Annotated in this window: 18 protein-coding genes; 12 read left to right on the top strand and 6 right to left on the bottom strand. The window is 62.9% G+C overall.

Translation table 11 applies throughout. The features are described 5' to 3' along the window. Positions 1 to 17: 17 nt before the first annotated feature. Both Q0L25_RS17450 and Q0L25_RS17445 read left to right on the top strand, forming a co-directional pair. The gene (locus Q0L25_RS17450) at positions 18 to 569 is read left to right on the top strand and encodes a GNAT family N-acetyltransferase (protein WP_296616485.1); all 552 of its coding nucleotides are present in this window, start codon (positions 18 to 20) and stop codon (positions 567 to 569) included. Positions 570 to 642: 73 nt separating this feature from the next. Beyond that, complete coding sequence (locus Q0L25_RS17445) at positions 643 to 1,239, top strand: helix-turn-helix domain-containing protein (protein WP_296616483.1); 597 nt, start codon at positions 643 to 645, stop codon at positions 1,237 to 1,239. 209 nt (positions 1,240 to 1,448) lie between these two features. Here Q0L25_RS17445 and Q0L25_RS17440 read toward each other — a convergent pair whose 3' ends face one another. Further along, positions 1,449 to 2,456, bottom strand: coding sequence for a helix-turn-helix domain-containing protein (locus Q0L25_RS17440; RefSeq protein WP_296616481.1), 1,008 nt, complete (start codon positions 2,454 to 2,456; stop codon positions 1,449 to 1,451). A gap of 134 nt (positions 2,457 to 2,590) precedes the next feature. On the opposite strand from Q0L25_RS17440, the gene obgE reads away from it, so the two are divergent. Genes obgE through Q0L25_RS17410 form a run of 6 tightly spaced genes read left to right on the top strand, consistent with a single transcriptional unit; the run spans position 2,591 to position 9,295 of the window. Then, positions 2,591 to 3,637 (top strand): GTPase ObgE, encoded by a 1,047-nt coding sequence (gene obgE, locus Q0L25_RS17435; RefSeq protein ID WP_296616480.1) that lies wholly within the window; start codon positions 2,591 to 2,593, stop codon positions 3,635 to 3,637. Between the two features lie 49 nt (positions 3,638 to 3,686). Next, positions 3,687 to 4,805, top strand: coding sequence for a glutamate 5-kinase (proB, locus tag Q0L25_RS17430; protein ID WP_296616477.1), 1,119 nt, complete (start codon positions 3,687 to 3,689; stop codon positions 4,803 to 4,805). Further along, positions 4,802 to 5,707 (top strand): NAD(P)-dependent oxidoreductase, encoded by a 906-nt coding sequence (locus Q0L25_RS17425; protein WP_296616475.1) that lies wholly within the window; start codon positions 4,802 to 4,804, stop codon positions 5,705 to 5,707. Before proB ends, Q0L25_RS17425 begins: the two co-directional genes overlap by 4 nt. 60 nt (positions 5,708 to 5,767) lie before the next feature. Next, the gene (locus Q0L25_RS17420) at positions 5,768 to 6,013 is read left to right on the top strand and encodes an acyl carrier protein (protein WP_296616472.1); all 246 of its coding nucleotides are present in this window, start codon (positions 5,768 to 5,770) and stop codon (positions 6,011 to 6,013) included. Between the two features lie 23 nt (positions 6,014 to 6,036). Next, complete coding sequence (locus Q0L25_RS17415; protein WP_296616470.1) at positions 6,037 to 7,299, top strand: aminotransferase class I/II-fold pyridoxal phosphate-dependent enzyme; 1,263 nt, start codon at positions 6,037 to 6,039, stop codon at positions 7,297 to 7,299. 49 nt (positions 7,300 to 7,348) lie between these two features. Continuing rightward, positions 7,349 to 9,295, top strand: coding sequence for an ATP-binding protein (locus tag Q0L25_RS17410; protein WP_296616468.1), 1,947 nt, complete (start codon positions 7,349 to 7,351; stop codon positions 9,293 to 9,295). 48 nt (positions 9,296 to 9,343) lie between these two features. On the opposite strand, the gene Q0L25_RS17405 is transcribed toward Q0L25_RS17410, so the two are convergent. The 4 genes from Q0L25_RS17405 to Q0L25_RS17390 form a co-directional block, all read right to left on the bottom strand. Continuing rightward, positions 9,344 to 9,688: a hypothetical protein gene (locus tag Q0L25_RS17405; protein ID WP_296616466.1), complete on the bottom strand. Its 345-nt coding sequence runs from the start codon at positions 9,686 to 9,688 to the stop codon at positions 9,344 to 9,346. A gap of 35 nt (positions 9,689 to 9,723) precedes the next feature. Continuing rightward, a complete protein-coding gene (locus Q0L25_RS17400; protein WP_296616465.1) occupies positions 9,724 to 10,629 on the bottom strand; it encodes a hypothetical protein in 906 nt (301 codons plus the stop codon). A gap of 9 nt (positions 10,630 to 10,638) precedes the next feature. Next, positions 10,639 to 11,538: a HEAT repeat domain-containing protein gene (locus Q0L25_RS17395; RefSeq protein ID WP_296616462.1), complete on the bottom strand. Its 900-nt coding sequence runs from the start codon at positions 11,536 to 11,538 to the stop codon at positions 10,639 to 10,641. 283 nt (positions 11,539 to 11,821) lie between these two features. Beyond that, positions 11,822 to 11,965 carry a hypothetical protein gene (locus Q0L25_RS17390; protein WP_296616460.1) on the bottom strand — a complete coding sequence of 48 codons (144 nt, stop codon included), beginning with the start codon at positions 11,963 to 11,965 and terminating at the stop codon, positions 11,822 to 11,824. A 291-nt stretch (positions 11,966 to 12,256) separates the two neighbouring features. Here Q0L25_RS17390 and Q0L25_RS17385 point away from each other — a divergent pair, with 291 nt between their 5' ends. The 4 genes from Q0L25_RS17385 (at position 12,257) to lptG (ending at position 18,074) form a co-directional block, all read left to right on the top strand. Then, positions 12,257 to 13,408, top strand: coding sequence for an HlyD family efflux transporter periplasmic adaptor subunit (locus Q0L25_RS17385; protein WP_296616459.1), 1,152 nt, complete (start codon positions 12,257 to 12,259; stop codon positions 13,406 to 13,408). Then, positions 13,405 to 15,549, top strand: a complete 2,145-nt coding sequence (locus tag Q0L25_RS17380) for a peptidase domain-containing ABC transporter (RefSeq protein ID WP_296616457.1) — start codon at positions 13,405 to 13,407, stop codon at positions 15,547 to 15,549. Before Q0L25_RS17385 ends, Q0L25_RS17380 begins: the two co-directional genes overlap by 4 nt. 198 nt (positions 15,550 to 15,747) lie before the next feature. Then, on the top strand, positions 15,748 to 16,977 hold the full coding sequence (lptF, locus tag Q0L25_RS17375) for an LPS export ABC transporter permease LptF (RefSeq protein WP_296616455.1): 1,230 nt from the start codon (positions 15,748 to 15,750) through the stop codon (positions 16,975 to 16,977). After that, on the top strand, positions 16,974 to 18,074 hold the full coding sequence (gene lptG, locus Q0L25_RS17370; RefSeq protein WP_296616454.1) for an LPS export ABC transporter permease LptG: 1,101 nt from the start codon (positions 16,974 to 16,976) through the stop codon (positions 18,072 to 18,074). The genes lptF and lptG overlap by 4 nt, the downstream gene beginning before the upstream one ends. A 107-nt stretch (positions 18,075 to 18,181) precedes the next feature. On the opposite strand, the gene Q0L25_RS17365 is transcribed toward lptG, so the two are convergent. After that, positions 18,182 to 19,273 carry a fatty acid desaturase gene (locus tag Q0L25_RS17365; RefSeq protein WP_296617794.1) on the bottom strand — a complete coding sequence of 364 codons (1,092 nt, stop codon included), beginning with the start codon at positions 19,271 to 19,273 and terminating at the stop codon, positions 18,182 to 18,184. Positions 19,274 to 19,389: the final 116 nt, after the last annotated feature.

The following is a 19,389-nucleotide window of genomic DNA, read 5'->3' as shown; positions in this document are numbered from 1 at the left end:
ACGACACGGAGAGTGAGATGTTCGCGCGGACCAAGAGACTGACATTACGCCCCGACTGGCCCGAGGACGCCGCCGCGATCGCCCGGGCGATCGGGCATGAGCAAGTCGTGACCAAGCTGTCGCGGGTGCCCTGGCCTTATACCGAGGCGCATGCCGCCGAATGGTTGGCGACGCCGCGGGCCAAGGACAATGTGTCGCTATCGATCCTCGCGCACGAGGAAGCGACGCCGCGGCTGGTCGGCGGGATCGGCATCCACCCTGCCGAGGATATGGACGGCCACGAGCTCGGCTATTGGCTGACCCCGGACGCCTGGGGCCGTGGCTATGCGACCGAGGCAGGCCGCGCCGTCTTAGGCATCGCGCGCTATGCGATGGGCTTGAAGGTTCTGCGTTCGCGCTATTACGTGGACAATCCAGCTTCGGGCAACGTGTTGAGGAAGCTCGGCTTCAAGCCGACCGGACGGATGAACACCTACAGCCTCGCGCGCGGCCGCGAGGTCGAGAGTGTCACGCTGGCGCTCGATCTCGACGCGGATGCGCCGCTTTGCCGAATGCCGATCGCGGCCTGAGTCTCGGTCCGCCGCCCGGATCCGCGCCGGGCGGCGGATTGATTTCGCGCCCGGAAGCGCCGAGAGGTCATCCATGTCCGTAACCCCGCTTCCGATCCGCCGCCGCCTGAGCCCCGAGGAATCGCGCGAGGCCGCGCTGGAGGCAGCCCGCAACCTGTTGGTCGAACTTGGCCCGCAGGCGGTGACGCTGAAGGCGGTAGCCGCGCGCATCGGCCGGACGCATGCCAATCTGCTCCATCATTTCGGTTCCGCGGCTGGCCTGCAGAAAGCGCTGATCGAGCGGATGGCGGAGTTCATCTCGACCACCATCCGCGAAACCGTGATTCGCCAGCGCGCCGGCGATCAGAATCCGCGCGAAGTCGTCGACTTGGCGTTCGACGCATTCGACACCGGAGGCGCGGGAGCGCTCGCCAGTTGGATGATCCTGTCGGGCAATGAGGATGCGCTCGACCCGATCCTGAAAGCCATTCACGATCTGGTCGACGAACTGACCGAAGGCCATTCGAAACAGGATCGCCCGATCGAGGACGAGACATTGCAGCTCGTCATCATGGCGCTGGGCGACGCCTTGTTCGGCGCGCCCCTCGCCCGTGCCCTCGGCCTGCCGCGCGACCGCGCGCGCCAGCTCGCCTTCGAGGCATTGGCCGCCGGAAATTCGATCAGAGGCTGACGTCCCGGCGCGATTGGAACACGGTCAATAGCTGGTGGGACGCTGACCGCCTTCCTGCAGGGGTCAGGCATCCTAGATCACGGCTATGCCTTTCGTACCCGAAACTGATCGTTTGATATGCCGGATCTTCGGCCATCGCCGCTCGCAGCGCGTCTGGCACGAGGGCGACGGTTATCGCGCCCAGTGCAAACGCTGCGGCACCGACCTGTTCAGGCCACGTGGCGCGCCAGGCTGGCGGACGTCTGGGGACGCCCGCGACTGAACGCGCGATAATCCGACGGGGTCATGCCGAAGCGTTCGCGGAACAACCGCCCCAGATAGGCCGCGTCGCAGAAACCCCAGCGCTCGGCGATATCGGCAATCCGATCGTGAGCGGACGGATCGCCTAGCGTTGCGGCCACGCGTTCGAGCCGTCGCCGCATGATATAGGCGTGGACGCCGCCCTCCGCGGCGAACAAGCGATAAAGCGCCGATCGCGACATGCCCAGCGTGCGGCATAGATTGGCGACGGAAAGCGTCGCCGAACCAAGCCGCGCCTCGATTTCCGCGCGCGCCCGCATCAGCGCCGCCCCGGCAACGGCATCGGACGCCGCCTGCCCGCCGTTATCCTGCGCGATGGCAACCGCGAGCAGATCGAGCACCGTTCCCGCCAGACGATCTCCTTGCTCGACCGGCAGGCGATCCGCGCCGCGCCAGACCTGCAGCAAATGCTCACGCAGCAACGTCGCGGTATCGGGTGCGATCATCAGCCCGTGCAGCGAGCGAACGCTGGGCAGGAATTGCTCGGCGAGCGACCGCGGCACGTGGAAATAGGCAGTGGAACTTGCGTCCGACAAATGTCCTTGCGGCTGCGCCATGTCGGTGAGAACGATCGATCCATCCGGCGCGTCGAGCGCCGTACCGTTCATATCGCCCAGCGCGCCGCCGCGGAACCGGACGTTGACCACCAGGTCGTCGACCCCATCGGCCGCCGCCATGGCTCGCGTACGCTCGAAATGCTGGCCGGTGATCGTCGAGAAATGGATCTTGAGCGGTCCCAGTGTGACCAGATCGGTGGTCATGTCGAACGGCTCGTAAGGGCGCGTTTCGTAGAGACGGCCGGCGGTCGAAGGCGACCGGCTGCGCCACGCGTCGTGGCGATCCTTTTCCGGAAGGTCGGCCGTGGAAAAGCGCCCGGTGAAGATCGCCGTTCCGATTGGATATTGGATACAATTCACTACGACGCGCCCCCTCGCCGATTCTCTTATGTGCGCCGCAACAAATTAGGTAAATATCGCATTGCCCATCCGGTCCAACTTCGGGATTGGCGGTTGGGGGTTAGCAGCACGCCCTTCCCTCGCTACAGCGGGCCATGCATTTTCTCGATCAGGCCAAGATCTTCGTCCGTTCGGGCGCCGGCGGCCCCGGCGCGGTCAGCTTCCGGCGGGAGAAGTTTATCGAATATGGCGGCCCGGATGGCGGCGACGGCGGCAAGGGCGGCGACATCGTGTTCGAAGCGGTCGCCGGGCTCAATACGCTGATCGACTTCCGTTACACCCAGCATTTTCGCGCCCCGCGCGGGACCGGCGGCGCCGGGTCGAACCGCACCGGCGCCGGCGGCGACGATCTCGTCATCAAGGTGCCGGTCGGCACCCAGATCCTCGCCGATGACGAGGAACGTTCACTGCTCGCTGACCTCACGCGCGTAGGACAGCGCATCGTGTTCCTGCGCGGCGGGGACGGCGGCCGCGGCAACGCCAGCTACAAGACATCGACCAATCGCGCGCCGCGCCAGCACGGCACCGGCTGGCCGTCCGAAGAGGCATGGGTGTGGTTGCGGCTGAAGCTGCTCGCCGATGCCGGGCTGGTCGGATTGCCCAACGCCGGCAAGTCGACCTTCATCAACCAGGTGACCAACGCCCAGGCCAAGGTCGGCGAATATGCCTTTACCACCACGCGGCCTCAATTGGGCGTGGTGCGGCACAAGGGACGCGAGTTCGTCATTGCCGACATTCCCGGGCTGATCGAAGGCGCGGCCGAGGGTGCCGGGATCGGCGACCGTTTCCTGGGGCATATCGAGCGCTGCCGCGTGTTGCTCCATCTGGTCGACGCCAACGATCCCGACGTGGCCGAAAGCTATCGCGTCGTGCGCGACGAGCTCGAAGCCTATGGCGGCGGGCTCATCGACAAACCGGTGGTGGTCGCGCTCAACAAGATCGACACGCTCGACGACGAGTTGATTAAGGCGTTGTCCGCCGAACTGGAAGAAGCGAGCGGCGCCCAGGTGATCCCAATCTCCGGCGCGAGTGGCGTCGGGGTGGATTGGGTGCTCGACAAATTGCTCGAAGCGATCCCGAACAACGAGTCGCCGGTCGACGACGACGGTGCCGAGGATGAAGTGCAATGGTCGCCGCTCTGATCGTTTCGCCGGTAGCGGGCCGGCGCGGCGCTCGCTAAGCGCAAGCGCGATGCAGGAGACTTCGCCTTTTGCCGCCGCGCGCTGCCCGCGCCTGATCGTCAAGGTCGGGTCGTCGCTGCTCGTGACACCGGAAGGCGAGGTACGACGCGATTGGCTAGCGGGGCTCGCCGCCGACATCGCCGCGGCAGCGCGAGACGGACAGCAGGTCGCGATCGTCTCGTCGGGTGCGATCGCGCTCGGCGCACGGCGGCTCAAGCTCGCCAAGGGCGGACGCGCGAGCCTCGAAGATGCGCAAGCGGCGGCGGCGACCGGCCAGATCGCACTGAGCCAGGTCTGGGCCGAATGTCTGGGCGCCGAAGGGCTGACCGCGGCCCAGATGCTGGTGACGCTCGACGATCTCGAGGATCGTCGCCGCTATCTCAATGCCGCGGCAACCCTGGGCCGGCTGCTCGGGCTCGGCGTGGTGCCGGTGATCAACGAGAATGATTCCGTCGCGACCGAGGAAATCCGCTTCGGCGACAATGACCGGCTGGCGGCGCGGGTCGCGCAGGCGGCGGGCGCCCAGGGCGTGCTGCTGCTGTCCGATATCGACGGCCTTTACGACCGCGATCCTTCTCGGCCCGGCGCGACCCTGATCGAGCGCGTGACGCGGATCGATGGTGCGATCGAGGCGATGGCCGGCGGGTCATTGTCCGGCATGGGCTCGGGCGGCATGATCTCCAAGATTCAGGCGGCGAAGATCGCCACGCGCGCGGGCATCGCGCTGGCGATCGCTTCGGGACGGGTCGACCATCCTTTCGCGCGCTATGTCGAGACCGGGCACGGCACACTGTTCCCCGCGCAGCGCAGCGCGCCGGCACGCAAGGCGTGGCTCGGCGGGCGGCTGACGGTGCGCGGGACAATCCATATCGACGCCGGCGCGGTGACCGCGCTCAACGAAGGCAAAAGCTTGCTCCCCGCCGGCGCGACGCGGATCGAAGGCGCATTCGTCCGCGGCGACCTGGTCGCGATCGCCGGTCCCGGCGGCCTCGTCGCCAGCGGACTCGCCGAATATGACGCCGCCGAGGCGACGCGGATCGCCGGCAAGCGCAGCGACGAGGCGGCGGCAATCCTGGGCTATGCACCGCGCGCTGCCCTGGTCCATCGCAACCATATGGTGCTGGCGTGACGCTCATAGCAGTCACCGGCGGCACAGGGTTCGTCGGCAGTCACCTGATCGAGCACGCGCTTGCCGAAGGCTATCAATTGCGGGCACTGACGCGCCGGCCGCAGCCCGACCGCGCCGGCGTGACCTGGGTCGAAGGTGCGCTCGGCAATGCCGACAGCATGGCGGCCCTGGTCCGGGGCGCGGACGCCGTCCTGCACATTGCCGGTGTGATCAACGCGCCCGATCGCGCGGGATTCGCGGCAGGCAATATCGAAGGCACGCGCGTCCTGATCGCCGCGGCCGAAGCCGCCGGGATCCGCCGTTTCGTCCAGGTTTCGTCGTTGACCGCGCGCGAACCAGATCTGTCGCTCTACGGCTGGTCGAAGGCCGAGGCGGACCGGTTGCTGATGGCGAGCAAGCTCGACTGGACGATCGTGCGCCCGCCCGCGATCTTCGGCCCGCGCGACCAGGAAATGCTCGAACTGTTCAAGCTGGCGAAGCGCCACATCGTGCCGCTGCCGCCGGCCGGCGGGCGGATGTCGGCGATCGCGGTCGGCGAACTCGTCCGCCTGTTGCTGGCGCTTCCGGCCAGCAACGCCTTGATCCGCGAGATTATAGAGCCCGATGACGGCGCGCCCAACGGCTGGGACCATCGCGACTTCGCCCGGGCGATCGGCACGGCGATGGGCAGCAAAATCCTGCCTCTTCCCCTACCCCGCCCGGTACTGAACGCCATCGCCGCACTCGACGGCCTGTTGCGCGGCAAGAACGCCAAGCTGACTCCCGACCGCGTCGCCTATTTCTGCCACCCCGATTGGGTCAGCCATAAGACGCCGCCGGAGGACGTCTGGGCACCCCGGCAGGACACCCTATCGGCGCTGGCAGCGACGGCGCAATGGTATCGCGCCCAAGGGTTGCTATAACGCCGGCCAATTCCCGCCGCATTTGGCGGGCAACGCCTTCGCGAGAACAAGGGAACAACCATGAGCGACCGCGCAGCAATTTTCGAGACCGTCACCGGCCTGATCCAGCCGTTCAACAAGAAGGGCGTCTCACTGTCCGACGCGACCACGTTCCAGCACGATCTGGAATGGGACTCGCTGACCGTGATGGATTTCGTGGCGGCGATCGAGGACGAGTTCGACATCATCATCACCATGAACATGCAGGCCGAGATCGAGACGGTCGGCCAGCTCGTCGACGCCGTCCAGAAGCTCAAGGCCGCCTGAACTCGGTGGATGAGGAAGATACTATGACCGACGCCATCGATACCGCCGAGGCCCTGCCCGAGAACCCAGTGCCGATCGCGCCGGAAACCGACCTGATGTCGAAATTCGACGGGTTGATCGCCGAGCGCCAGGCATTGCTCGACAGCGGCGTGACCGATCCCTTCGCGATCGTGATGGAGCAGGTCAAGTCGCCGACCGAGGCGGTGATCAAGGGCAGGGACACGATCCTGCTCGGAACTTACAATTATATGGGCATGACGTTCGATCCCGACGTCATCCAGGCCGGCAAGGACGCGCTCGACCAGTTCGGGTCGGGCACCAACGGCAGCCGCATGCTCAACGGCACCTTCCGCGACCATATGGAAGTCGAGCAAGCGCTGCGCGATTTCTATGGCACGACGGGCGCGATCGTCTTCTCGACCGGCTATATGGCCAATCTCGGCATGATCTCGACGCTCGCCGGCAAGGGCGAATACGTCGTCCTCGACGCCGACAGCCACGCCTCGATCTATGACGGCTGCAAACAAGGCTATGCCGAGATTGTGCGGTTCCGGCACAACGATATCGAGGATCTCGACAAAAGGCTTGGCCGCCTGCCCAAGGAGCCGGGCAAGTTGGTCGTGCTCGAGGGCGTCTATTCGATGCTCGGCGACGTCGCCCCGCTCAAGGAGATGGTCGCGGTCGCCAAGAAGCACAATGCGATGGTGTTGTCGGACGAAGCGCACTCGATGGGCTTTTACGGTCCCAATGGCCGCGGCGTGTACGAGGCGCAGGGCTGCGAAGGCGATGTCGACTTCATCGTCGGCACCTTCTCCAAGTCGGTTGGCACGGTCGGCGGCTTCTGCGTGTCCAACCATCCGAAGTTCGAGGCGATCCGCCTCGCCTGCCGGCCCTATATCTTCACTGCCAGCCTGCCGCCGTCGGTCGTCGCCACCGCCGCGATGTCGATCCGCAAGCTGCAGCACGCGCATAACAAGCGCGCACATCTGTGGGAAAACGCGCGGCAATTGCATGGCGGGCTTACCCGGCTCGGCTTCAAGCTGGGCACCGGACATCCCGATAGCGCGATCGTCGCGGTGATCCTGGACGACCAGACGCAAGCGGTGATGATGTGGCAGGCACTGCTCGACAGCGGGGTCTATGTGAACATGGCACGCCCGCCGGCAACGCCTGCGGGCACCTATCTGCTGCGGTGCTCGCTGTGCGCGGAACACACAGCCGATCAGATTGCGACTGTGCTGGAGCGGTTCGAAGCGGCAGGGCGGGCAGCGCACGCGCTAAGTTGAAGGAACCTGCGGGGTTTCATCGATTCGAGCGATTCGGTACAAGGCGGCCATGAGCGGGAACGACGCCGAGCCGAGGCTCGTCGATCAGGCACGCGCGGTCTGGCGGGGCATAGCCCTGGCGGTCATGGCGTTACTCGGCACCGGCATCGTCGTCGCGCTGATCGTCATCCTGTCGGATACGACCGCGCAGCGCGATCGCGCGCTCAAGGCGCAGAGCCATAGCTATGACGTCATGATCCTGGCGCGCACGCTGTCGGGCACGATCGCGCATGCCGAAGCGGCGCTGGGGCGGTATGTGATGAGCCGCGACCAATTGGTCGGCCGCGAATATTACGACGAATGGAGTTCAGCGCGGAATCAGATCGACCGGCTGGATGCGCTGACCAGCGACAATCCCATGCAGCAGCATCTGATCGACCAGTTGCGCGCGACCTATGAGGAACGCGGCAAGGAATTGGCGATCACCGCGCTCAGCACGTCGTACAAGAAGGACAGCCAAGCCTATTCACGCTTCTACGCCGCCGGCAAATCGGCGACATTGCGCGATATCGACCGCCAGCTCGACGCAATCATCGATTCCGAACACGGCCTGCTCGACCAACGCGTCGCAGCCGCCGCGGCGTCGATCCAGCGGTCCAACACCGTAGCGATGATCCTGGCCGTGTTCGGCATGCTGATCCTGATAGCGGCGGTCGTACTCGGCTGGTTGACGATCGGTGTGATGCGCGAGCGCGCCGTCGCGCGAGCCGACGCCGACATCGAACGCGAACGGTCGGCGGCGCTCGAGGATGCGGTGAACGAAGCCACCCAGGCCTTGCGCGCGCAGGAGGCCAAGCTGCGCCAGGTACAGAAGATGGAAGCGGTCGGTCAGTTGACTGGCGGCATCGCCCACGATTTCAACAATATGCTCGCCGTTGTCTTGGGCGGTCTCGAACTCGCCCGACGCACCTTGAAGAGCGATCCGGCAGGCGTCGGTCGTCATCTCGACAATGCCACCGAGGGCGCTAATCGCGCCGCCGCGCTGACCCGGCGCCTGCTCGCTTTTTCGCGCGAGGAGGCGCTCAACCCCGAGCCGCTCGCGCCGATCGCCACGATCGAGGGCATGTCCGACCTGCTCGACCGCACGTTGGGGGACGCGATCACGGTGGAAACGAGCGACGACGGATCGTCTTGGCATGTCTGGGCCGACCGCCACGAACTCGAAAACACCATCCTCAACCTTGCGGTCAACGCGCGCGACGCGATGGATGGCCGCGGGCGGCTGACGATTCGGGCCAGCGCCAGAACGCTCGCGGCCAATGAGATCGGCCATTGCCTGGCGGGCGACCATGTCGCGATCGCGGTCAGCGACACTGGCTGCGGCATGGCGCCCGAGGTTCTGGAGCGGGTGTTCGAACCGTTCTTCACGACCAAGCCGGTCGGCAAGGGCACCGGCCTCGGGCTCAGCCAGATCTTCGCCTTTGTCCGTCAATCGGGTGGTGAGATCGCGATCACCTCAGTCGAGGGCGAAGGGACCACGGTGACGCTGTACCTCCCCCGTCATGTGGGCGCCGGAGACGTGGTGGCAAAAGCGGACATTGCGACGCCGTCCGCGCCGCCGTCCATTCGCGGCCTCGGCGTGCTGGTGGTCGAGGACGATCCGCGCGTACTCAACGCCACGATCGGCGCGCTCGAGGAATTGAAGCACCGAGCCGTACCCTGCCCCGACCCGTTGGACGCGCCGCGCATCCTCGACGATCTCGGGCCCTTCGATCTCGTCATCACCGACGTGCTGATGCCCGGCCAGACCGGGCCCGAGATGATCGCCGGGTTGTTGGGACGCCGGCCCGATCTGTCGGTGCTGTTCGTCACCGGTTATGCCGGCGAAGGGTCGGCGGCCGATTTCGGCGGGCGACCGGTTTTGCGCAAACCGTTCACGATCGCCGGGCTGGAACGCGCGATCGCCGATGCGGTCGCGGACCGGCCGACACCGACCGACCAATTGGCCGCCGAATAGGTTGGGCACACTGCGGATCATCGCGCACTTCTGACAACGGAGCAACCCTCAACCCGCCGCGCGATTGCCCGTTCCGCTGCCGCGGTAGGACCGCCGCCAGATCTTCACCGGGACCGCAACGACGACGAACAGCATCAGGCACGCAAACACCCTCGCCCAGCCATATTGCTGCGCCTTGAGTGCCAGGACGATCATACAGGGGACAGCAAGTAATGGCGTGATCTTGGATGCCCACCAGAGGCCGGCGGTCCACCGCGAATCGAACCAGCTATCGCGCGGTAGAGCCAGAAGGACGACGGTCGAGAGAAGTTTTATCCCCAATAACGCTGCTGTTATCCAGACCAGCACGCCGGACGGAGCGAGGTGTTCTACCATCATGGAACCAGCGTTCATCCTGCATCACTCCCTCCGGCACGCGGCCATATCGCTCACTTCGCAGATTGAAGCGCCCCGCTGAGCGCATCCGCGACCAACGGACTGGGGTCGGCACCACAACGAGACAGCATCAAGCTCGCAGCCGATGGCGATATCCGAAGCACGCTGTCCACAGCGGCGGCGCGCGTACGCTCACAGGGGCTTCCTTGGGCAATCGAGATCAGGGGGTCCAGAACGTCCTCGCCTCCAATATCCCCCGCCAGCGACAGGATCGACACCTGATAGGCCGATCGACCACGTACAAACCCCTTGAGCGTGCTGGCTTCGAGGTCGAAATAATATTGCTCAGCATGCCATCCCGGCAATTGAGGCACCATCAGGTTGAGGGAGATCGAGGTCGAAGGCGGGGGCATCTGCGTATGGATGTCGACCGACTTCCGATACATCATGACCTTGCCGACCGGGAGCCCGGTTTCCTCGAGAAACCGCAGATCGACGGGCTCATCGAGTCGGGGTACTACGCGCGAATGCTCATATTCATATATCCGGGTAGTGTAGCCCGGACCAAAATATCCAACCGTCACAAAATCGAAATTGTGATCATGAGGTTCATGATAGGAATATAACCGATTCTCGTAATCGATCGCCCCCATGAGTTCTTTTGGCTGCTTCCATATATTGGCCCTTACAAAGAAGGTTTTTGTTGGGCTGTCTCCAATAATGAACGTGGCGTCCGTGTAGGTGTTCAAATCCTGCAGCCCGCCCGAAGAAGCGCTTCTCTTTACGGAATCTTCTATCATTTTGTCGAATATAGATTTGTTCATCGACAATCCGTTCAGCGCCCGCGCTGATTCTTTTAAAGAATCTTCATCTTGTACGTCGATGTTGTCTTCGATGAAATGAATGTATTCTTCCAGCGTTAGCTGCTTGTTTTCTTCGAAGGTATAAGAGAACGCCATAGGTCAATCCTACCCGGCCAAAGTTGTTTCATTGATTCTTTGCAACGCTACCGCCGCCAATCGCCTGATCTGCGGATGGGCATCATCCGCGAGGCGCGTGAGTAACGGATGCGCTCTGGAAAGATTTATCTTGGCTAGCGCCTGGCATGCTCTCCACCGCAAGAAATGCAGTTCATGGTTGCCGAGTTGCAGGAGGAATTCCTCTGCTGCTGGCGATTGAAATTCGGTTCCCTGAAACGCCGCGACCAAATCGACGAGCGTCCTAAAACGCGTGAGCGATGTCTGCGAGGCCGATACCATCAGCGGTTCCAGGCTTTCGCGATCGAATGACCAGGTGAACGGCGCGCGGGAACGCTCCGAGAGAACGATGGTAATCGAGGGTGAGAGCACGCCGATGTCGACGATATCCAGGAGATGTACGGACGCGCCTGGCGCGTCGGGCGTGAGCAGCTTCTTTTCGATGAATTCCGGCCGGAGCGTCTTGTCGAGCGTAGCCATGTCCGTCGCCGCCGGAATTCGGTAGACCGTAAACTCGATCACGCCCTTTCCGACGACCCTCATTTCCTTGCTGGTTGCGGCCGTCACAAGAAAGCCGGCCGGCGAAAACGGCTGCAGACTCTCGACGATCAGTTCAAATTTCTCATCCTGATAGAGAGTGAGATGGCTCCAGTTCGTCGGTTGATGACCGCCGCCGCCGTCCGCGAGGCGCCGGACTTCGTTCCTAACCAAAACAGTGAGTTCCCGACTACCGGCAAAAGCGTCCAGCGCTGATTGAATTTCCGGGACTGACGAAATTCCCCCATCGGCTTTTTCCAATATTTCGGCGACACGATGGAAATTCGGACAAGCCTTCGGATCGAAGTCGGGCTTGGAGGGAATATATTTTGACTTTTTCTCAATATTATCCACAAACATCTCTCCGACCGCGGTCGTTGTCCCTGCACCTGTTCAGGCTGGGATGGCCGCCCAATGCAGCATATTCCCAAGCTTCGGCGGCATGGGCCGCCGCTAACCTCGGCCGACCCTCCATTTGCACAGATGGCGAGCGCTCGACTCAAAACCGATTGGCGCTTTCCAATCCGGCGACTTCTGAACTGCCAGCGAAACGCAAGGTCACAATTCTTCCGTGGAAAGGTATGAACTGAAGAGTACAGGATCAGCGAAGCTGAACCCGTACTCCTAAGATCGCTATTTAGAGAAAAATAACAACGGCAACGACGATTACTCCGAAAACGCCAGCTGCCTCAATAAGTGTCGGGTTTTCCAGAGCGCCGGCCGACACGACATCCGCCTCATCCAGAGTCAGATCTTCAATATCCAAAGAATTGTTCGCCATTGTAAGCTCCTGCATCAAGTAACGCCCAAGGAATCTTTGTGGGCGTCAAACGCTAGGTTGCCCCCCTCCCTTCAGCAACGACTTTTCAATTCAAAATGGTGCCAATTATCTTGGCTCTCCGCTACAGAGAAAGCTATTGAACAATGGGTTGAATGACTAGGCGGCGTGACCTGCGGGCACTCGCGAGTGGAAGCGGAGTCGATGAACGCACATAGTCGGTCGTTGTTCAGACCAGAGGCGTTGCGTCACCGCGAGGAACGGCTCCACGGAAGCGTCACTATCGCCACTCCGGTGGCCTGGCAGGTCGTCGGGTTCCTCCTATTCATTGCGCTGATCGCGACAGCGATATTTCTCGGCGTAGCTTCATATTCGCGTATCGAGACGGTTTCCGGCGTCGTCGCGCTCGACCGGGGCGTGGCCACGATCATCCCGACGCGCGCCGGCGTCATTGAGCGCGTTCTAGTGGCCGAGGGCCAGCCCGTTTTGGCCGGCGAGAAGCTTGCGGTCGTTCGCGTGGAGGAAAGAATGATCGGCGGCGCGACCGGGCCGGAGCGGATCACGGACGCGATCGAAAAACAGGATGCTCAACTGGCAGACCAGCGCACGTTGCTGCTGCACGCCTCCATGGCTGATCAGCAACGGTTGCGAGCTCAGATTAGCGGAAACCTGGCAGCGATCACCACGCTGGAATCACAAATTGCCGATCAGAAAAGGTTGATAGCGTCCGCCCAAGCGGACTTCGACAATTCGGTGGAAGTCGCAGCGCGGGGCTATATCAGCAAGCGGGACATGGACCAGCGTCAAGCCACCATTCTGACGCGGCGACAGCAATTGGCACAATTGGAGCAATCGTTGTCCGACACGCGCGCGCAAATTGCCGAAGCGCAATGGGCGCTTGCCCAATCGGCAATCTCGGCCCAAGCACAAGCGGCGAGCGCGCAATCGACTCGTGCCTCGCTCTCGCAGCAACGAGTCCAAACCGACCTCGCCCGCGGCTATGCGCTGACCTCGCCCGTCGACGGAGTAGTAACCGCGATGACGGTCCGGCTCGGACAGTCGGTCGCGCCGGAACAGCAATTGATGGCAGTGGTTCCGGCGAAGTCGGAACCGCGCGTGGAACTTTACGTGCCAACGACCGCAGCGGGGTTTATTGCGTCCGGACAGGAAGTGCGTCTGTCCGTCGATGCGTTCCCCTATCAGACGTTCGGAACGATTCAGGCCAGGATTCTCACCATTTCCCGTTCGACCATAGCGAGGCAGACGCAGAGCGGCGCGATTCCGGTTTACCTAGTCACTGCGACCATACCCCAGCCATGGGTGAAGGCGTTCGGTCGTCGGCAGCCATTGCTTCCCGGCATGACGCTTTCGGCGCGGATCGTCACGGAGAAGCGCAGCCTGATCGGATGGCTTTTCGAACCGCTGTTCGCGGTACGCTCGCGTTGAACGCCGTCCTCGACTTAGGAATGTGGCGGCAATCTCGCGTGCGCCTGATCCGGCAATCGGAGGTCGCCGAATGCGGCCTCGCGTCGTTGGCGATGGTCGCGAATTTTTATGGTCTTGATGTCGACCTCGTCACGTTGCGCCGGCGGTTCCAGCCTTCGCTGCGCGGCGCGGCGCTGAAGTCGCTAATCGCGATGGCCGATCAGCTTGGGCTATCGCCTCGCGCGGTGAAATTGCCGCTGGAGAAATTGCCCGACCTTCATGCGCCAGCAATTCTGCATTGGAACATGAGCCACTACGTGGTGCTCGAACGCATGGCCGGCGGAAAGGCGCTCATCCATGACCCCGAAGGCACATCGCGCTGGATATCGCTTGCGGATGTCTCACCGCATTTCACGGGCGTTGCGCTCGAGCTTCGGCCGACCAACGATTTCGAACCGTCCCATGAACGCAACAGGTTGAAACTTTCCCAGTTGTGGAAACGAGTGACCGGCCTCAAGCGCGCCGTGCTTCAGACCATCGTGCTGAGCATCGTGATGGAAGCGTTCGTCCTCACGTCGCCTTACTACATGCAAGTTGCGATCGACGACGCTCTTCCGGCGCTCGATCACGATCTCCTGACCGTGCTGGCGCTTGGCTTCGGGCTGTTCACGATCATCAATGCTGGAGCGTCGCTGCTGCGCTCTTTTGTGCTGCTCTCGGCAGGCACAGCATTGGGATTTGGTGTCGCAAGCAATGTCGCCCGTCGCCTGTTTCGTCTGCCGGTATCCTGGTTCGAAAAGCGTCACGTCGGCGATGTCCTGTCCCGGTTTCAATCGGTCACTCCGATTCAGCAATTCATGACTCAAGGCGCCGCGAGTGCGCTGATCGACGGCTGCCTCGCAGTATTCACGCTAGCATTGATGTTCTTCTACAGCAGCACACTGACGCTGATCGCGCTGACCGCGTTCGCGCTCTATGCTTTAGTCCGCGCTGCCTCGTTCGCCGCGCAGCGCAGTGCGCAAGAGCAGACCATCGTCGCGAGCGGTAAAGAGCAATCGACCATGATCGAATCACTGCGCGGCATCGTCACGCTGCGTCTTTTCAATCGCGAGAGCGCGCGGCACGCAGTATGGCAGACGCGACTGACGGACGCGCTTAACGCGAGCGTCTCGCTAGCGCGTGTCGGAGTCTGGCAATCCACGGCGAACACCCTGATCTTCGGTCTGGAGACGACCGTTTCGGTCTGGATCGCTGTCAATCAGGTCATCGATGGCGGTTTCAGCGTCGGCATGGTGTTTGCCTATATGGCCTACAAGACTCAATTTCTGCAGCGCGCGGCATCGCTGATCGATCAGTCGATCGCATTCCGTATGCTGGGCCTGCATCTCGAACGCCTGTCGGACATCGCGCTGGCCGATCAGGATGCTAGCATTACCGAGCAGACGCACGCGCAACTGCAGCCGCTCAAAGGCGGCTTGGAACTCCGCGGCGTGAGCTATCGCTACAGCCCGACCGATCCGATCGTACTCGATAACGTGAATCTTACCGTCGAGCCGGGAGAATATATCGCCATCACAGGTCCCTCCGGCGGCGGCAAATCGACCCTCGCCAAGCTGATGCTGAGCCTACTCGAACCCGATGCAGGAGAGGTGCTGGTCGATGGCCAGCCGTTGTCGAGGTTCGGATATAGAAACTATCGCGCGCAAATAGCGGCGGTGCTTCAGGAGGACAGCCTGTTTGCGGGATCGTTGGCAGACAATATCGCGCTCTTCGATGACGAGCCGAACATGGACCGGATCGTCGCGTCAGCACAGTTGGCGACGATCCATGATGACGTCATGTCTATGCCCATGGGCTTCGAAACCCTCGTCGGGGACATGGGGTCCTCGCTGTCCGGAGGGCAAAAACAGCGTCTACTTCTCGCCCGGGCAATATATCGCCGGCCAAGAATGCTCGTCCTCGACGAGGGCACTTCACATCTCGATGCAGGGCGTGAGCAAAGAGTGAATGCCGCGATCGCCGAGCTTGGCATCACGCGCATCGTCATCGCTCACCGTCTCGAAACGATCGTTCGGGCAAGCCGGATTCTTGAGGTCAATCAAGGTCGGATCGAGGATGTTACCGAGCGGTATGAGCCGATGAAGATGCAGTTGGTGGATTAGCCCCCCACCGAACAGTGTGACCCAATCCCGGCCCGGGGCCCATCCGCGACCGACAAACACCATCGGGTAGTGTCCCCTGCAGGTGAAAGAACAATGATGCCCGTTTTTCCGGGCTGACGCGGACCGAATGCCGCCCTATAGCCGTTCGATCATCTCCCCAGCCGCTCCCGGCCGAGAAGGACCCTTTTTCCGTCAGCCATGAAGTCCATCGATCGCTACATGGCCCGGCTGATCGCGTTGCCGCTCTTCTCCACGTTGGTGATCGCGGCGATGCTGCTCGTGCTCGACCGCATGCTGCGGCTGTTCGACTTCGTCGCGACAGAGGGCGGGCCGATCAGCGTCGTGTGGCAGATGCTGGCCAATCTGCTGCCGGAATATTTCGGTCTCGGCATCCCGATCGGGCTGATGCTCGGGTGCCTCCTCGCCTTTCGGCGGCTGGCAACCTCTTCGGAGCTCGACATCCTGCGTGCGGTAGGAATGAGCTACGGGCGGCTGTTGCGTGTGCCGTACATGTACACGATCGTCCTTGCGATCCTGAACCTGTTCATCGTCGGCTACGTCCAGCCCAAGGCGCGCTATGCTTATGAGAATTTGCGCTACGAATTGCGCACCGGCGCGCTCGGCGCCTCGATCAAGGTCGGCGAGTTCACCACCTTCCCGAATAACGGCCCCACCGTCCGGATCGAGGAAAGCAAGGATGAAGGGCGCGAACTGAAGGGCATCTTCGTCCAGCGGAACGACGACAAGGGCGGCTCGTTCGCGGTGACCGCGGAAAAGGGCAAGTTCTACGCCGCGCCCAATCCCGACGAGATCATCTTCCAGCTGACCAACGGCACGCTCGTCAGCAAGGAAGCGAAAGTCGCCGTGCCGCGCGTGCTGCGCTTCAATATCTGGAACTTCCCGATCCGTCTGCCGCCGACCAGCGCCTTCCGTGCGCGCGGCGGGCGCAATCTGGAATTCACCCTGCCCGAGCTCGCCCAGATCGGCCGCGACCGCACGCAACCCGAACCGCTGCGCGACACCAGCCGCGCGGCTTTCCATTTCCGCATCACCGAGGTGGTGTCCATGTTCCTTTTGCCCATGCTGGCACTGGCGCTGGGCGTTCCGCCCAAACGATCATCTTCAGCGCTGGGGGTGTTCCTGTCGATCGTGATCATCGTGACCTATTTCAAGGTCAACGAATATGGTGAGGGAATCGGCGGCTTGGGCCGGGTCGATCCGCTGATCGCCTTGTGGGTGCCGTTCACGATCTTCGCGGGCCTGGTGCTCTGGATGTATTATACGATCGCCTATGTCCCCGGCGGCCAGCCGATCGGCGCGCTGGAGCGCGTCTTTGCCAAGATCAGTAAGGGTGTCGCGCGTTGGCTTCCGTTCAGGCGACAACGCCGCAACGGCGATGACGACGAGCCGGAGGCGCAGCCGGCATGATCTCGATGCAGTTCTTCCCGTCGCGGACAGTGACGATGTATATGGCGAAGAGCTTCCTCTTGCGCTCGTTCGCGGTGCTCGCGGCGTTGGTCATCGTCCTCCAGTTCCTCGATGCATTGAGCGAATCGGGACGGATTCTCGCCCATCCCGGCAATGGCCAAGGCGAAGTTTGGCATTATATCAGCCTGCGCACGCCGGAGATCATTGCGCGGTTCCTGCCCTATTCGGTGCTGTTGGGCGCGATCATTACCTATTGGACGCTCAACCAGAATTCGGAAGTCATCGCGATGAAGGCGTCGGGCCTGTCGGCACATCAGGTGCTGGCGCCGATGATCATCGCGGCGATCGGCGTGGCGGCGATCAGCTTCGCGTTTAACGACCGGATCGTGAGCCGGGCGACCGACACGCTCAACCGCTGGCAAAAGGTCGATTATGCGCCGATCCCGATCGACCGCGGCGACCGCGTCAACATATGGACACGATCGGGGGACGACCTGATCAACGTCAAGCTGGTCAAGGGGCGGGGTGACGCGGCAACGCTGAACGACGTCACCTTCTACGACCGCGACAAAGCGGGAGAGCTACAGGCGACGATTTCGGCGCCACATGGCCGTCGCGAAGGCAAAGGCTGGCGGATCTGGCCGGCGCAGAAGTTCGACGTCGCGGGCGGGGTTGCGACCAACCTGGGATCGGTCGTCGTCGGAGAAGGCGTGCGTCCGGATCAGTTCACTCTGGCGACGGTCGATGCGGATGGCCTGTCATTCACCGAACTATGGTCGGCGATCGGCGACCTCAAGGCCGCGGGCCGCCCGACCAAGGCGCTCGAAGGCGATCTCTGGCACAAATTGTCCGGGCCGCTGTCCTCGATCCTGATGCCGTTGCTCGGCGCGGTCGCCGCGTTCGGCATCGCGCGATCCGGCAAGCTCTTCGTCCGCGCCGTGATCGGCATGGCGCTCGGCTTCACCTATTTCGTGGTCGACAATTTCGCGCTCGCGATGGGCAATCTCGGTGCTTATCCGCCAATGCTCGCGGCCTGGGCGCCGTTCGTATTGTTCCTGATGATCGGCGAGGCGGTGCTGATCAGAACCGAGGAATAAAGCCTCCCGTCACGTCAGGCAGGTGCGGGGCATCAGGCTAACGGACCGACGCTGGGCGGAGCGCAGACCGCAACATGCCCGGGGAGACGCAACATGCCCGGGGGAGATCAGCGTGCCTTCATCGTGTTGGTCGCAAGGCGGACCGCCAGCATTGGCAGCCCCTTGTAATTGCCCTTGTGATAAGGCGAGTCCGGCTCGAGTGCAGCGCTAATGCGGCGGTGCGCAGTCCCCAGTGCGTGGTAAGGCAGCCCGGGCAGCAAATGATGCAGCGCGTGGTACCGCAGACCCACGGGCGCCCACAGCATCGGCAGCACAGCCGGCGGCGGCACGTTGACCGAATCGAGATATTGCGCGGTGACCGTCATCGCCTCACCCTCATTCTCCCACAGATGGGCAACGAGCGTGCGCACCTGATTGATGACTGCCACCGCCGAAGCGACGATCAGGAATGTGACGAAAGCCTTGAGCGGGACAATTCCGGTAGCGGTCAGCGCGATCAGCGCGATCGACCACAGGCTGGCGGCCGCCTCCAGCCGGTGCCAAAGCCGCCGCGCCTCGCCCTCGGGCGGCCTGCGTTGGAACGACGGGTTGATCTGCAGGCCCGAATAACGCGCGACGACGACGCGACGGAGTGCAGGGACGACCAGCGACAGTGGCGTCAGGATCGCGTAGCGGACCAGCAAGGCGACCGGCGCGAGCGCCGATACCAGCAGGAACGCCGGCAGCGTCCACGGCTTCATCAGCGCAAGCGGTAGATATTCGGGATCTTCCACCGTGCCGTAGCGCGTCCGCGCATGATGAAGGTTATGGACGCCTTCGTACATGAAGCTCGGCGTCAGCAGCGGAATGCCCACGAGCAGGTTCCAGGCCAGCCGGAACCCAGGCACCGACGAATGCTTGATATGGGTGAGCTCGTGGATGAAACTCTCGGCGCGATACAAGGCCAGTACCGCGACGACGCCCACAACGATCGCCCAGCCGAGCGACGGGGCCAGGATCGCGCCGGCCAGGGCCGCGTAGCCGATCCCTGCCGACAACAGCATGTCGGTCCAATAGATGCGCCGATTGGGCGCGTTGAGGTCGCGGGTCAGCTCCGCCGCTGCTCGCAGCATCGCCTTGTCGTCGTCGATCCGCACGCGCACGGGCGCGGCATTGCCCGCGCCGGCGGCGCGGCGGTCGAGAGTCACGATCGTATCCATGGGTAGCGCCATTGGCCGAACATAGTGGCGACACGGTGGCATTCCAACGACGAAGCCGGCGCCGATCAGGGTGATCGCAATTTCCCATCTTTACGCAAAACGACCTAGCCTTGGGA

This window comes from Sphingomonas sp. (assembly GCF_024508665.1).
GTDB lineage: Bacteria > Pseudomonadota > Alphaproteobacteria > Sphingomonadales > Sphingomonadaceae > Sphingomonas.
This window is presented reverse-complemented; position numbering and strand designations above follow the sequence as displayed.

Coding starts and splice junctions, on each gene's coding strand:
- Q0L25_RS17450 (WP_296616485.1), top strand. CDS start 18: ATGTTCGCGCGGACCAAGAGACTGACATTACGCCCCGACTGGCCCGAG.
- Q0L25_RS17445 (WP_296616483.1), top strand. CDS start 643: ATGTCCGTAACCCCGCTTCCGATCCGCCGCCGCCTGAGCCCCGAGGAA.
- obgE (WP_296616480.1), top strand. CDS start 2,591: ATGCATTTTCTCGATCAGGCCAAGATCTTCGTCCGTTCGGGCGCCGGC.
- proB (WP_296616477.1), top strand. CDS start 3,687: ATGCAGGAGACTTCGCCTTTTGCCGCCGCGCGCTGCCCGCGCCTGATC.
- Q0L25_RS17420 (WP_296616472.1), top strand. CDS start 5,768: ATGAGCGACCGCGCAGCAATTTTCGAGACCGTCACCGGCCTGATCCAG.
- Q0L25_RS17415 (WP_296616470.1), top strand. CDS start 6,037: ATGACCGACGCCATCGATACCGCCGAGGCCCTGCCCGAGAACCCAGTG.
- Q0L25_RS17410 (WP_296616468.1), top strand. CDS start 7,349: ATGAGCGGGAACGACGCCGAGCCGAGGCTCGTCGATCAGGCACGCGCG.
- Q0L25_RS17405 (WP_296616466.1), bottom strand. CDS start 9,688: ATGAACGCTGGTTCCATGATGGTAGAACACCTCGCTCCGTCCGGCGTG.
- Q0L25_RS17400 (WP_296616465.1), bottom strand. CDS start 10,629: ATGGCGTTCTCTTATACCTTCGAAGAAAACAAGCAGCTAACGCTGGAA.
- Q0L25_RS17390 (WP_296616460.1), bottom strand. CDS start 11,965: ATGGCGAACAATTCTTTGGATATTGAAGATCTGACTCTGGATGAGGCG.
- lptF (WP_296616455.1), top strand. CDS start 15,748: ATGAAGTCCATCGATCGCTACATGGCCCGGCTGATCGCGTTGCCGCTC.
- lptG (WP_296616454.1), top strand. CDS start 16,974: ATGATCTCGATGCAGTTCTTCCCGTCGCGGACAGTGACGATGTATATG.
- Q0L25_RS17365 (WP_296617794.1), bottom strand. CDS start 19,273: ATGGATACGATCGTGACTCTCGACCGCCGCGCCGCCGGCGCGGGCAAT.